The organism is Saccharopolyspora sp. ASAGF58, from assembly GCF_012277335.1.
GTDB classification, from domain to species: domain Bacteria; phylum Actinomycetota; class Actinomycetes; order Mycobacteriales; family Pseudonocardiaceae; genus Saccharopolyspora; species Saccharopolyspora hattusasensis.
In genome coordinates this window covers 3,078,883-3,092,653 of the sequence record NZ_CP040605.1, presented here as the reverse complement: position 1 = coordinate 3,092,653, position 13,771 = coordinate 3,078,883, and the positions used below count along the sequence as shown (strand labels likewise).

Sequence of the window (13,771 nt, the reverse complement as noted above, 5' to 3'; positions counted from 1 at the left end):
TACGTGTCGTACCCCCCGACACGGCACGTGCTCCGCGCCTCTCGGAACCCCCACCGCAAACCCCCGGCGGCGGGGGTTCCGGCATTCCCGGGGTTCCTCGCTCGTCCGCGATGCGGGCGGCGGAACATCAGACCCCGCCTGTCCCCCGGGAATCCTAGGGACCGTTCAGTGGGCTCGGCTCAGCTCACCGCCTGCCGCACGAGGGCGCCGATGCGCGCCTCCACCTCGGGCGTCACCTCGATCAGGGCGAAGCTCGTCGCCCACATCGCGCCCTCGTCCAGCTTCGCCTGGTCGTTGAACCCGAGCGTCGCGTAACGCGCCTTGAACTTGTCCGCGCCCTGAAAGAAGCAGACGACTTTGCCGTCCAACGCGTAGGCGGGCATCCCGTACCAGAGCTTCGGCGCGAGCATCGGAGCGTTGGCCGTGACGATGGCGTGCACGCGCTCGGCCATGACCCGGTCGGAGTCGGGCATCTCGGCGATCTTCGCGACCACGTCCCGCACCGCCTCTGCCGCTTTGTCCGCGCGCGAACTGCGGCGCGCTTCCTTCTTCACCTCTTGGGCGTGCTCCTTCATCGCGGCCCGCTCCTCGGCCGTGAATCCTTCGTAGGCGGTGGTCTTGGTACGGCTCATAGCGGATTCCCCTCGAGGATCGTGGTGTGCGGGACCTCAACCCGGCTTCTCGTGCTGACCAGGTGTTCTTCGGCAGGTGGAAAGGTGGTGCCGTCAACGTCAGGTCGCCGACCGGCGGGCGCTTCGGCTGGGCACACGGCGCTGTCCCGGGCGAGCGCGGCGACCACTTCCGGCGGGCGGTAGTGGCACATCAGGCCAGGGCTTCCACTGAGGTGGTTCTGCGGGAGCATTCGGCGGCCGCAGGGCCGGCCACCTCGGAGGTGATCGTGTCGATGGAGGTCATGGCAGGAACGGTAGGTGCGGCCCGGTGACCGGCGCTTCTTGATTCCTGATCGGTCTTGGCGCACCGCACGGCTCGCCGAGCAGTCCGCGCTCGAGCGCCTCGCAGCGCTTGGTCCGCTGGCTCGCTTGATGGACGCGTTGGTTTCGCCGTCCCGCCGCGTTGATTCCCGCCGCGCTGACCGCGATCGATCAGCGCGGCGCAGCGGCGCTGCACTCACTGGGCCTGTCGGCTATCGAAGTGAATGCCTACAGCAGGATCAAGGGCAGTTGACCCATTCTTCGGTGTTGTCGTCGAAGACCTGGCGCTTCCAGATCGGCAGGCGCCGCTTGACCTCGTCGACCAGCTCCGAACAGGCGCTGAACGCCTGCTTGCGGTGTTCCGCCGCCACCGCGCACCCGAGCGCCACATCGCCGATCTTGAGCAGGCCGATGCGGTGCGACACCGCGATGGCGCGCACCCCCTCGAAGCGCGCCGCGATGTCCTGCGCCACCTCGGCGATCACATCGGACGCGCTGGGATGCCCGGCGTATTCGAGCTCGCGTACGCCGCGCCCGCCGTCGTGGTCGCGGACCACCCCGCCGAAGGTCACCACCGCGCCTGCCGCACTGTGCTCCACCGAGCGGGCAAGGCCCTCGACGTCGATCACCTTCTCGGTCACGTCGGCCCGCAGGACCGCCGCGACCACGCGGTTCGGCACCGCGTGATCGCCGCCGTGCAGCTGGTCGACGGCGTGCTCCAGGACTCCGTCCAGCACGCCGAGCCCGTCCTTGACGCCGCCGCGCGAGCCCGGCAGGTTCACGATCAACGTCCGGCCGCTGACCCCGGCCAGCCCACGGGAAAGCACCGCCGTCGGGACCTCCGGCAGGCCTGCCGAGCGGATCGCCTCGGCCAGCCCCGGGATCGGGTAGTCGAGCACCGCCGCCGTGACCTCGGGCGTGCGGTCGGTCGGGCTGATGCCGGTGCCGCCGGTGGTGATCACGACGTCCGCGCCGTCGGCGACCGCGCGGCGCAGCTCCTCCCCCACCGGGTCTCCGTCGGGCACCACGACGGGGGCAGGGGTCTCGTAGCCGCGCCCGCGCAGCCATTCGACGATCACCGGACCGGTGCGGTCGGGGTAAACGCCGGCCGCGGCGCGGTTGGACGCGGCGATCACTCGCGCTGTCCTCGTCATGGAGACCTCCTGTGTGTTTCATGCCCCGTCCGATCGGCCGCCGCAGGGGCCATCCTCCGTGACCTACCGATACGGCCTCAACCCCGCCCGCTCCGCGGCACGCGGCACCGGTGCCGTTCCCGCAATTTCAAAGTGGAAATCAGACCTTCGACTTCCATGAACCTTTTTCATGCTGGCCGATCCGGCGCCGCGACGCTTGGAGTCTTACGACGCGAGCATGCGCCGGAGACGCAAGGCCCACCCTCGCAACCGGCACCGCCGCGGGTTCTCAGCGGTCTTCTCGCGAGGACAGCCTGGACGCCGCTTATTGGTCATACCCAAGTCTGGGGTCCCACAGCCGATAAGACCGCTGAGGTTCCGCTACCCGCGCCGCAACGCAAGAAGAAACTGGAGAACGCTCAATGGAAATCGCGGACCCCTGGATCAGGCGTCGCGGTTCCAGGTGCCGGTCTTGCCGCCCTCCTTGCGCTCCACCTGGACGGCGTCGAGCACGGCGGCCGGGTCGACGGCCTTGATCATGTCGTGCAGCGTCAGCCCCGCCCCGGCGACCGCGGTCAGCGCCTCCATCTCGACGCCGGTGCGGTCGGTGGTCTTCACCGTCGCGGTGATCCGCACCTCGGCCTCGCCGAGCACGAGTTCAACCTTGGCGCCGGAGATCGCGATCGGGTGGCACAGCGGGATCAGGTCCGGGGTCCGCTTCGCGGCCATGATCCCGGCGATCCGGGCGGTGGCGATCGCGTCGCCCTTCGGCAGCCCGTCGCGGCGCAGCAGGGCGATCACCTCGGCAGTCGTGCGCACCACGCCGCTCGCGACAGCGGTGCGGGCGGTGGGCTGCTTTCCGGAGACGTCGACCATGCGAGCCGCGCCCGCCTCGTCGACATGCGTGAGCTCGTCCTGCGCCATGCCCCGAGCCTAGACCTGCCGGGGATTGCGGAAATCACCGCGGCACGGCTTCCCGGACTGCGCGTTCGAGCTGTTCACGGGGCCGTGAGTCTTGTCGTCACAGCTGCCCAACAAGCTCACGGCCCCGTTCGATCAGTACTCGATGTCCTCGGCCATGGACCAGGGCAGGGAAGAGCCGCCCTGCGGGGCCGGGTCGTCTTCCTTCGACGCGATCGCGGCCTTCTTCACCGCCTCCGCGACCGCCGGGGCCACCGCCGAGTCGAACACGCTCGGCACGATGAACGACGCGTTGATCCGCTCCCCGTCCGCGACGTCGGCGATCGCGTTCGACGCCGCCAGCATCATCTCGTCGGTGATCTTGTGCGCGTGCGCGTCCAGCAGACCGCGGAACACGCCCGGGAAGGCCAGCACGTTGTTGATCTGGTTCGGGTAGTCGCTGCGGCCGGTCGCCACGATGGTGGCGTGCTTCTGCGCCTCCAGCGGGTCGATCTCCGGGTCGGGGTTGGCCAGCGCGAACACGATCGCGTCGGAGTTCATGGACGCCACGTCGTCCGCGCTGAGCAGGTTCGGCGCGGACACGCCGATGAACACGTCCGCCTCGCGCACCGCGTCGGACAGCGTGCCGCCGCGGCCGTCCTTGTTGGTGGACGCCGCGATGGACTGCAGGTTCGGGTCGCTGTCGCCGCGACCGGCGTGGACGATGCCGTCGATGTCGACGGCGATGATGTCGGCCGGTTTCTTGTGCTGCAGCAGGCGGATGATGGCCGAACCGGCGGCGCCGACGCCGCACACCACGATGCGGCAGTCGGTGATGTCCTTGTTCACCACGCGCAGCGCGTTGCGCAGCGCGCCCAGCACCACGATCGCAGTGCCGTGCTGGTCGTCGTGGAAGACGGGGATGTTCAGCTTCTCCCGCAGCCGGGCCTCGATCTCGAAGCAACGCGGGGCGGCGATGTCCTCCAGGTTGATGCCGCCGTAGACCGGGGCCATCAGCTCGACGGCGCGGATGATCTCCTCGGTGTCCTGGGTGTCCAGGCAGACCGGCCAGGCGTTGACGCCGGCGAACTTCTTGAACAGCGCGGCCTTGCCCTCCATGACCGGCAGCGCGGCCGCCGGGCCGATGTTGCCCAGCCCGAGCACGGCGGAACCGTCGGTGACCACCGCGACCGCGTTGCGCTTGATGGTCAGCCGGCGGGCGTCCTCGGGGTTGTCCGCGATCGCGGTGCACACACGGGCCACGCCGGGGGTGTACGCGCGGGAGAGGTCGTCGCGGTTGTTGAGCGCGACCCGCGAGTTGACCTCGATCTTGCCGCCGAGGTGTACCAGGAAGGTCCGGTCGGAGATCTTGCGCACCCGGACGCCGGGCAGGGCACCGAGGACCTCGGCGAGGTCGTTGGCGTGGTCGGCCGACAGCGCGTTGCAGGTGATGTCGACGACGATGCGGTCGGCGTGCGACTCGACGACGTCGAACGCCGTGATGACGCCGCCCGCGCGACCGACCGCGCTCGTCAGGTCACCCGCAGCGGTCGTCGACGGCGGGGCCTCGACGCGAACGGTGATCGAATAACCCGGACCTGGAACCGGCATGGCACACCCCTGTCGAGCTGATCGGCTATGGACTTGGTGGGTGCGGTCCTCCGGCGGCCCGCGGGCCGCCGGAGGCAGATCGCCCATCCGGGATGCAAGCCCTTCGGGCCGGCTAAGCGACCAGAACTTCACCCAGCACGAAAAAGCCTAAAACTTTCCCGACTGTGAGCGACGTCCGGTCCCGTTACCGACCGGTTCCCCTTGACAGGAGGGTCACTTGTTGATTCGGGTGACCGGGTGGACGTAGGAAACGGCGTCCTGCCCGAGCGGGAAAGCGGTGTCCCCGAACGGCGACAACGCGCCCTGCTTGTCGGCCAGGAACTCGCTCACCGGGTGATCGCCGTCCGAGACCTTCGGCCAAGACGGGTCAATGCGGTCCTTTTTGGTCTTGCCGGCCACGTCGTTCCTCCTGTGCATTCCGGCTACGGTGCACTTCCAGTTTGCCGGATCCGGGCCCGGACCTCACCCAAGGGTGCGCAGCGCAACTAGTGCCGCGTCAAGCAACGTTGATCGGGTGTTGAGGGTGCTGCCGATTTCGCGCGAAATCGCCGCTCCCCACGCGTGCCAGGTGGCGATTTCGCGCGAAATCGACACCTCTCCCGTACGGCCCGGATGGCGGGTGGCTGCGTGATGATCAATAGGCCGATCAAGGTTCGTAGCCGCGGCACTAGGACCGGCGCGCGGACCTCGGTCCGGTGCGATGCATCTCACCAGGCGGCGACGGAGAACGTCGGCGCAGCGCAGCCGCTGAGTATCGTGGAGAGGATGTCATCACTGGCGGATTGGCTCCGGGCACGCAGCGACGAACAGCTCGTCGCCCTGCTGCGCGCGCGGCCCGATCTCGCGACCCCACCGCCGGCCGACAACTCGGTGCTGGCGACACGCGTCGGAGTGCGCTCGTCCGTCGCACGGGCCTGCGAGGACCTCGATTCCTTCGCCCACGCCACGCTCGAGGCGCTGGTGCTGCTCGACGCCGACGTCGTCCCGGTGCCGTTGGACGCCGTCGCCGGGCTGCTCGGCCGCGACGTCACGGTCGAACGCGTCCGCCGATCCGTCACGCAGCTGCGTGACCTCGCGCTGGCCTGGGGCGAGGACGCCGAGCTATCGGTGTCCACGGCGGCGCGGGAGGCGCTCCCGACCTTCCCCGCCGGACTCGGGCGCCCCGCCGAGCGCCTCACCGAGGCGGCAGCGAAGGCCGCGCTGACCGACCTCGACGAGGAGGAGCGGCGGCTGGTCGGCAAGCTCGCCGAAGGCGCGCCGATCGGCCGTACCAAGGACGCCGCCAGACATGTCCCGCTGGAGCAGGCGGCCAATCCGGTGCAACGGCTGCTCGCCAAGGGGCTGCTGCTGCGGCGCGATGCCGAGACCGTCGAGCTGCCGCGCCAGCTCGCGTTGGCCGTGCGCGGCGACCACCCGATGGGCCCGGTGGAGCCCGAGGAGCCGATCCCGGACCTGACCGGCACCGGTCAGTCCAATGTGGACAACACCGGTGGCGGCGCGGCGCTGGAGCTGCTGCGGCACGTCGAAGAGCTGCTCGCCGCCTGGGGCGAGGAACCACCGGACGTGCTGCGCTCCGGCGGCGTCGGCGTGCGCGACCTGCGCCGCACCGCCAAGGCCATCGAGATCGACGAAAACCAGCTGGGCCTGCTCGTGGAGGTCGCGGTCGCGGCCAACCTCCTCGCCAACAGCGAGGGCTCGGAACCCCAGTGGGTGCCCACCATCCAGTCCGACACCTGGCTGGCCTCCCCACCCGGGCAGCGCTGGGCAACCCTGGCCCAGGCCTGGCTGGACCTGCCCCGGCTGCCGGGCCTCATCGGCGCCCGCGACGAGAAGGACCGGCTGCTCAACCCGCTGTCCGAAGACCTGCGCCGGCCGCTCGCGCCGAAGGACCGCCGCCGCATCCTCGACTACCTCGACGAACTGCCGGGCGGACACGGCGCCCGGCCGGACGACGTCGCCGCCGTGCTCGGCTGGCGCGCCCCGCGCCGCGGCGGACGGCTGCGCGACGACCTGGTGCGCTGGACCCTCGCCGAGGCGACCGCCCTCGGCGTCGTCGCGCTGCACGCGCTGACCACCGCCGGACGCGTCCTGCTCGTCGACGGCGCCGCCGAGGCGGCCCGGCAACTCGCCGACGCGCTCCCCGAACCACTGGACCACGTCCTGGTGCAGGCCGACCTCACCGTCGTCGCGCCGGGCCGCCTCGAACCCGACCTCGCCATCGAGATGAAACTCGTCGCAGACGTCGAATCCGCGGGCAGCGCAACGGTTTACCGGATCAGCGAAGGCAGCATCCGGCGCGCGCTCGACGCCGGCCACACCGCCGACGACCTGCACTCGCTGTTCCGCACCCGCTCCCGCACCCCGATCCCGCAGTCGCTGACCTACCTCATCGACGACGTCGCCCGCCGTCACGGCCGGCTCCGCGCGGGCACCGCCGCAGCCTTCCTGCGCTGCGACGATCCGCTGCTGCTGGCCGAAATCCTGGCCAAACCCGGGAGCGAAGAACTCGAACTCCGCCGCATCGCCCCAACCGTCCTGGTCAGCCCCCTGCCACTGGCCGACGTCGTCGCCGTCCTCCGCGTCGCCGGATTCGCCCCGGTGGCCGAAGGCCCCGACGGCAACGTGCTCGACCTCCGGGAGAGCGGTCGGCGAGTGCGCGGCAAGAGCCGCCCGGCGCAGCCGGTTGCGATCGCCGCGCCGAGCCCGGAGCAGCTCGGCGAGCTCGTAGCGCAGCTGCGAGCCGGCGACCGGGCGGGGGCGGCGCGGCGCGGCAGCGCCGTGAGCCCCGAGCGCGGGCGGCCGAGCGCCGAGGCGACGCTGCAGCTGCTGCGCGACGCGGCGCGGCAGCGCCGGAGCGTGTGGCTGGGGTTCGTCGACACGCACGGAGTGCGGAGCCAGCGCGTGGTGCGTCCGGTGAGCGTCGGCGGCGGAATCCTGCAGGGCTTCGACACCAGCAGCGAGGAGCTGGGCAACTTCCCGCTGCACCGGATCATGTCCGTCGCACTCGTCGAGGACTGACCGCCCGGCACTAGGCCGTAAGCTTCACGCTCCGCAGGTCCGGGGCCCGCCTCCACCCCCGGAGCGCCGTCACGCTGGTGTCGGCGCCAGCCTGCTGGAGCCAAGACCCGGCGCCAACGGCTACCGCGAGTACCTCGACGATGCCGTCCCGACCATGATCCAGATCAGGAAGCGGCTCGAAGCCGGACTGTCGACCCAGGAAATCGGATACCTGCAGCCCAGCGTCACCGGATCCGCACCCGACTTCGAACCCTGCCCGGAACTCCTGGACGCCCTGCGAGCACGCCTGCGCGGGCTAGACGAACACATCAACACGCTCGTCCGCTCCCGGAAGGTCCTCCACGACTACATCGAAGCGACGGAACGGCGTGCTCCACGGCAGGATTGCGACTCCACAACGCAGTTTTCGAGGCAGCGCTGGATCGCTCCCGTTGGGCCGCCAGCGGGAACTCCAGGCTGCGAGACCCCGAACAAGCGTCATACCCCCGAGAAACGCTCACTGGCATCCAGCAGCAGGAAACCTTGCTTTCGCAGTTTCGCCGAGAAACGCACGTTAGCGCCGAAATCCAGGGACTGGCCACTGTGGACCATCTTGGCCGCGTCAGGGCAGGGTGCCACCTGCACCGCTACGAAGGGACCTGGAAATCCGGCCTCAAAGCGTCGTGGCCATGCGTTGGCGCATTGCGTGTTCGACCAGGGCGATCAGGGCCTGCTTGGTGGACTCGCGGTTCCGGGCGTCCACCGTGATCATCGGGACCGAGGCGGCGATGGTCAGCGCCTCGCGGATGTCCTCCTGGTCGTGGTGCAGCACGCCGTCGAAGGTGTTCACCGCGATGATGTACGGCAGGCCCCGGTCGTCGAAGAAGTCGATCGAGGCGAACGCGTCCGCCAGCCGCCGGGTGTCGACCAGCACCACCGCGCCGATCGCGCCGCGCACCAGGTCGTCCCACATGAACCAGAACCGGTGCTGGCCCGGGGTGCCGAACAGGTACAGAATCACGTCCGAGTCCAGCGAGACCCGGCCGAAGTCCATCGCGACCGTGGTGGTGACCTTGTCCGGCGTCGCGCTGAGGTCGTCGACCCCGACGCTGGCCTCGGTCATGACCGCCTCGGTGGTCAACGGCACGATCTCGGACACCGAGCCGACGAAAGTCGTCTTCCCGACACCGAAACCACCGGCTACCACGATCTTCGTCGAGGTCTTCTGGCCGGCCGCATTCGATCGGGGATCAGAGCCTGCGAAGCCCACTGAGCACCCTTTCCAAGAACTCCATGGACGGCCGGCCACCGACGACCATGCCACTGTCGTGAATCAGAACCAGACCGGTGTCGGCCATGTCGCCGATCAGCACCCGGACGACCCCCAGCGGGAGGCGCAGGTGCGCGGCCACCTCGGCCACCGAGCGGGCCTCCAGGCACAGCTCGGAGATCGAGCGGTGCTCGGCCCTGGTCTGGGTCGCCTGGGAGCGACCGCGTTCGCTGGTGGTCACCAGCGTTTCGATAGCAAGATCATAATCGGTGCGGGTGCGCCCGCGCGTGCGGGCGTAGGGCCGCACCAGGGAACCGCCGTCGAGGCTGTCGGACTCCGGCTGGTCGATGCTGGGGATCGCCGGCATCGATCCGGAGATCGACGGCATGGACTGGGAAATCGGCGGCATCGACTGCGAGATCGACGGCATCGACTGGGAAATCGGCGACATCGACTGTGAGATCGACGGCATCGACACCGACGGCGGGCCGCTGTCGTTCGGCCGGGGACCGGCGGCAACCTCGGGCACCGAGTCGTAGCTGGAGCCGAACAGGTCCGCGCCCGGGCCGCCGAACAGCGCCCGGTCGTAGCCGCCCATCGACTCCGATCCGTGGCCGGCCGAACCGTCGTTGTCGACGAAGTCGTCCTGCCAGGACTCGGCGCTCAGCCGCTTGTTGTAGAGGCGGAAGAGGTCTCCGTCCCAGCTGGGCTCGGAACCGGTGTTCATGGCGAACTCCCCTCAGCGTTCCCCAGCCGAACTCACCGACGCCCCAAGCCCTGCAGCTGCGCCCGCAGTTCCGGGGTGAGCTGTTTTCCGACCCGCTCCACCAGCAAGGTCATCTCGTAGGCGACCAAACCGATGTCGGCGTTCGGCGCGGCCAGCACCGCCAAGCAGGAACCGTCGCTGATGGACATCAGGAACAGGTAGCCCTGCTCCATCTCCACGACGGTCTGCGTGACCTCACCGGCTTCGAAACAACGCGCGGCGCCCTGGGTGAGGCTGACCAGCCCGGAGGCCACCGCGGACAGTTGCTCGGCGCGGTCCCGCGGCAAACCCTGGGACCCAGCGAGCAGCAGGCCATCGGCGGACACCACGACCGAGTGCGCCACGCCGGGGACGCGACGCACGAAGTCGGTGATCAGCCAGCTGAAGCTGTTGCTGCTCGTCGGTTGCTGCACGGACCCGTTCACTCCTGCTCCTCGGGACGGCTCGGATTCGAGCGGGGTGGTTCACTGGAAACCGGTTCGGCCTTGGAATGCCTACCCCGTTTGACACCCTGCTGGAAGTTCGCCATCCGCCCGCGGACGGCGTCTGCCGAGCGGGTGGCGGCGGGTTTGCGGCGGGGGGGCTGCGGGGCGGCCGAGCCGGGCACCAGGTTCGTCTTGGGCACGCGCTTGGGCAGACCGGCCGCGGTGGTTTCCTGGACCTGCTGGGTCTGCAGCAGCGCCTCGGCGGCCCGCCAGCCGTCGTCGGCCGTGCCCCAGCCGGGATCCGGTGTCATGGTGCGCGGCACCTCGTCGACGACGGGCTCTTCCGGGATGCGCAGTTGTTCGGTCAGTCGCCTAGGCTCGATCGGCGCTTCGGCCGCCGCCGGGGTGGCCGGCGCGGCCGGGGCATCGTCCACATCGGACTCGCGGAACCACTGCGAAAGCACGGCTTCGTAGATCGGCAGTCGTTGGGTCGGCGCATCGTCCATGTCCCAGGCGGCCCCCTCCGGCTCATCGTCGGCGAACGCCGGCGATCGGCCGTCGGTGCCCTCGACCGGGCCTTCCCCTTGCGCCCAGGCTTCCGACGCCGGGTCCTGCCGGGTTCCGTTGTTCGCGGCGCCCTCGGAGTCCGCGGTGCCGAAGAGGCCACCGTCCGACCCGGATCCGTTCAGTCCAAAGCCGTTGTGTCCGGCCCCTTCCGGCCCGGCCGGGAACTCCATCGAAGCGGTCTTCGCTGCCTCGAACGGGCTGCGGAAGAGGTCCGCCGACCCGACGAGCTCTCCCGGTGCCCCGCACTGCCCTTCGAACTCGTCCGAGAAGTGGTTCCCGGCGGTCTCCTCGCTCGGCCACTCGTCGGCTCGGACCTCGTCGTCCGCGGGCGCCTTCGACACATCCTCCCACTCCGGAACGTCTGTGGCGCCGAACGAATCGCCGTTGGAAACGGTCACCGAGTACTGGGTCGACAGCTCGGTGTCCTCGACTTCCGGTTCTTCCTGCTGGAGTTGCGGGGTGAACGCGGTGGCCTGCTCGATGCCGACCAGTGACGGCAGCGGTGCGCGCTCGGTGGGCTGGTCGACGCCGCGGTCGGGGCTCGTGGCGGCGCGACCGCCGAACGCGGCGGCCAGGCCGAGGTGCGTGCCGGTCTCGCTGAACGCTTCGCGCCGTTCCTCGGCGAGCGCGGCGCGCGGCACGTCGGGCATCGGCCGCGGGCCGTCCGGCGTCAGCTGGACGACGAACTCGCCGGCCAGGTGCACCGTCGCGGTGACGCCGCCTTCCAAGTTGTCGTTGTTGTGCAGCTCGACCCGGATGTCGTGGCGCCGGGCCAGCTGCCCGACCACGAACAGGCCCATCCGGCGGGACACGGCGACGTCGATCTCCGGCGGCCGGGTGAGCCGGTCGTTGATCTCGTCGATCTCGCTGGCGTCGATGCCCACGCCGCGGTCCCGGATCTCGATTACGAGTTCCTGCCTGCGGTAGGCGGTGCGGACGGTGACCTCGGTGTCCGGATTGGAGAAGACCGTCGCGTTCTCCAGCAGCTCGGCGACCAGGTGCACGAAGTCGTTGACGACCCGGCCCTGGATGGCCAGGTCGGGCGCGTCGACCACGGCGATCCGCGCGTACTGCTCCACTTCGGACACCGCCGCGCCGAGGACCTCGTTGAGCGGCACCGGCCGCATCATCCGGCGGGTCAGGTCGGTGCCGCCGAGGATCAGCAGGTTCTCGTTGTTCCGGCGCATGCGGGTGGCCAGGTGGTCCAGCTCGAACAGGCTGCTCAGCTGGTCCGGGTCCTGCTCGTCCTGCTCCAGCCGGTCAATGAGGGCCAGCTGCCGCTGCACCAGGGTCTGGCTGCGGCGCGCCAGGTTGACGAACAGGTCGTTGACGTTGTTGCGCAGCAGCGCCTGCTCGGCGGCCAGCCGCAGCGCCTGCTGGTGCACCGCGTCGAAGGTGCGGGCCACCTGCCCGATCTCCTCGCCGGAGTGCACCGGCACCGGCTGCACCGTGATCTGGTTGGCGCTGCCCGGGTTCTCGTTGACCTTGCTGATCGCTTCCGGAAGGCCCTTCTGCGCGATCTCCAGGGCCCCGTAGCGGAGGATGCGCAGCGGGCGCAGCATCGAGCGCGCGATGTAGGCCGCGACGCCGAAGGCGACCACCAGCAGCAGCAACAGCAGCGCGGAGTCGCGGATCAGCGACCACCAGGCGGAGTCGGCGAGTGCCTCTGCGTCGTCGTGGAAGCCGGTGAGCAGCGACTCCTCCACCGAGCGGACCAGGTCGGTGCGTTTGCCCGACTGGGTGCCCCACTCGAGGGGGTTGATGCGCACCGCTTCCTTGCGGTCGGCCGCGATCAGCGCGGCCTGCTCGACTTGCTCCGAATCGTCCACCTCGGCACCGGCGACGCGCGACGCGAAGAGGGCGCGCTGCTCCGGGGTGGCGGCGGTCTCGAACTCCGCGAAAGCGGCCTCGTAGCGCGCGTTGGCGGCGCGGACCGCGTCGGCCTGCCCGGTGAGGAAACCGTTGAGCATCCCGGCACTGAGCAGGATCGAGCGCTGCTGGGCGAGCTGTTCCTTGGCCCGGCCGAGCGCTTCGGCGGCCCGGGCGGTCTGGCTGACCTGCGTGTTGACCGCGGAGGTGGCGACCATCCGGTTGATCTGCAGCAGCTCTTCGAGCACCGAGTTGTAGGCGACCAGCGTCTGCGGGCCGGTGAAGCGGTTGTTGATGGTGGCGCGCAGGGCGCCGAGGCTGCCGAGGCGGTTGACTGCGCGCTCGTAGGCGTCGCGGACCTCCGGCGAGAAGGTCGCGACCTGCTGGTCGAAGCCGTGCAGCTGCTGCACCGCCGTGTCGACCCGTTGGCTCTGCGCGACGTAGTCGGTGCCCGCGCTGCCGCCGTTGGCGGTGGTGAAGACGATCGCGAAGTCGCGTTCGCGCTGCAGCTCGTGGGTCAGGTTCGCGGCCTGCTCGCCGAGTTCGACCTGCTCGACGATGGTGTTCAGCCGCGACTGGGTGGCGAGGCCGTCGTAGACCCGGATTCCGCCGACACCGAGCGCGGCCAGGGTCGGGACGAGCAGGACGGCGGCCATCTTGTACCGGAGGCGCCAGTTGCGCAGCCACCACGTCTTGGACCGACCGGCAGCCGGTTCGGTGGCCGCGCCGGTTCCGGTAGCGGGGTCGTTGTTGAGCATCCCTGTTTCCTGCGCTGCGGCGGACATGTGCGACACCGCCACGGCTAGTTGCCTCTCCAGGCTGCGGCAGTGCTGATCATCGTGTCGGGAACGTGCCCGCGATCCGACGCGGCGGCGCCAGGTACCCACGAGCGGGTCGACGGTCCCACGACTCGCACCGTGCCCCCGCAGACCCTGACTCTGTCAGCCGGGCTTGCCATCACACTCCCTGGTCACAACGTGCATCCCCCGAAGCAGAGGCCAAGTCACCTCGACGGGCGAGACTATACTTAACCGGGCGTCACAAGTCAGGCCCCCAACACTAGAGTTCACCACCCCATAGGGTGGCATGGACAACACTGGGCCATCCGTGTGACCTCTACCTAGTTACACCTAGTTGTCGGGTTTTGTTCAACGTTCTACAGTTCAGGGGCACCCGCACCCCGCCGCACCACGGAAGACGCAGAACTTCGTACAAGGGTCGAGACGCCGCGGCGCGTGTGGCCGACGAGGGCCCTTCCCTGCTCGTGGCTCAGTCCACAGCGCATCAGCGCATCTCCCGTA

At 69.8% G+C, this 13,771-nt stretch carries 11 protein-coding genes; 2 read left to right on the top strand and 9 right to left on the bottom strand.

What is annotated here, in order from left to right; translation table 11 throughout:
- Positions 1-179: 179 nt before the first annotated feature.
- Entirely contained in the window at positions 180-632 is a 453-nt protein-coding gene (locus FDZ84_RS14605) for an iron chaperone (protein WP_168586351.1), read from the bottom strand.
- Positions 633-658: 26 nt separating this feature from the next.
- On the opposite strand from FDZ84_RS14605, the gene FDZ84_RS14600 reads away from it, so the two are divergent.
- Positions 659-943 (top strand): hypothetical protein, encoded by a 285-nt coding sequence (locus FDZ84_RS14600; protein ID WP_168586350.1) that lies wholly within the window; start codon positions 659-661, stop codon positions 941-943.
- A gap of 228 nt (positions 944-1,171) precedes the next feature.
- Here the strand turns inward: FDZ84_RS14600 and FDZ84_RS14595 are convergent, their stop codons facing one another.
- The 4 genes from FDZ84_RS14595 to FDZ84_RS14580 form a co-directional block, all read right to left on the bottom strand.
- Positions 1,172-2,086, bottom strand: coding sequence for a molybdenum cofactor biosynthesis protein MoaE (locus FDZ84_RS14595; RefSeq protein WP_168586349.1), 915 nt, complete (start codon positions 2,084-2,086; stop codon positions 1,172-1,174).
- Between the two features lie 423 nt (positions 2,087-2,509).
- Complete coding sequence (gene moaC, locus FDZ84_RS14590; protein WP_168586348.1) at positions 2,510-2,989, bottom strand: cyclic pyranopterin monophosphate synthase MoaC; 480 nt, start codon at positions 2,987-2,989, stop codon at positions 2,510-2,512.
- A 132-nt stretch (positions 2,990-3,121) separates the two neighbouring features.
- Entirely contained in the window at positions 3,122-4,576 is a 1,455-nt protein-coding gene (locus tag FDZ84_RS14585; protein ID WP_168586347.1) for an NAD-dependent malic enzyme, read from the bottom strand.
- A gap of 213 nt (positions 4,577-4,789) precedes the next feature.
- Positions 4,790-4,993 carry a hypothetical protein gene (locus tag FDZ84_RS14580; RefSeq protein WP_190819033.1) on the bottom strand — a complete coding sequence of 68 codons (204 nt, stop codon included), beginning with the start codon at positions 4,991-4,993 and terminating at the stop codon, positions 4,790-4,792.
- A gap of 348 nt (positions 4,994-5,341) precedes the next feature.
- Between FDZ84_RS14580 and FDZ84_RS14575 the strand changes: the two genes are divergently transcribed.
- Positions 5,342-7,594: a helicase-associated domain-containing protein gene (locus tag FDZ84_RS14575; RefSeq protein WP_168586345.1), complete on the top strand. Its 2,253-nt coding sequence runs from the start codon at positions 5,342-5,344 to the stop codon at positions 7,592-7,594.
- A 652-nt stretch (positions 7,595-8,246) separates the two neighbouring features.
- Here the strand turns inward: FDZ84_RS14575 and FDZ84_RS14570 are convergent.
- The 4 genes from FDZ84_RS14570 to FDZ84_RS14555 are packed head-to-tail and all read right to left on the bottom strand — an operon-like array spanning position 8,247 to position 13,255.
- Positions 8,247-8,843 carry an ATP/GTP-binding protein gene (locus FDZ84_RS14570; protein WP_168586344.1) on the bottom strand — a complete coding sequence of 199 codons (597 nt, stop codon included), beginning with the start codon at positions 8,841-8,843 and terminating at the stop codon, positions 8,247-8,249.
- A complete protein-coding gene (locus FDZ84_RS14565) occupies positions 8,824-9,570 on the bottom strand; it encodes a DUF742 domain-containing protein (protein ID WP_168586343.1) in 747 nt (248 codons plus the stop codon). The genes FDZ84_RS14570 and FDZ84_RS14565 overlap by 20 nt, the downstream gene beginning before the upstream one ends.
- Positions 9,571-9,602: 32 nt before the next feature.
- Complete coding sequence (locus tag FDZ84_RS14560; protein WP_168586342.1) at positions 9,603-10,034, bottom strand: roadblock/LC7 domain-containing protein; 432 nt, start codon at positions 10,032-10,034, stop codon at positions 9,603-9,605.
- Positions 10,031-13,255 carry a sensor histidine kinase gene (locus tag FDZ84_RS14555; RefSeq protein ID WP_246869016.1) on the bottom strand — a complete coding sequence of 1,075 codons (3,225 nt, stop codon included), beginning with the start codon at positions 13,253-13,255 and terminating at the stop codon, positions 10,031-10,033. Before FDZ84_RS14555 ends, FDZ84_RS14560 begins: the two co-directional genes overlap by 4 nt.
- Between the last annotated feature and the right edge of the window lie 516 nt (positions 13,256-13,771).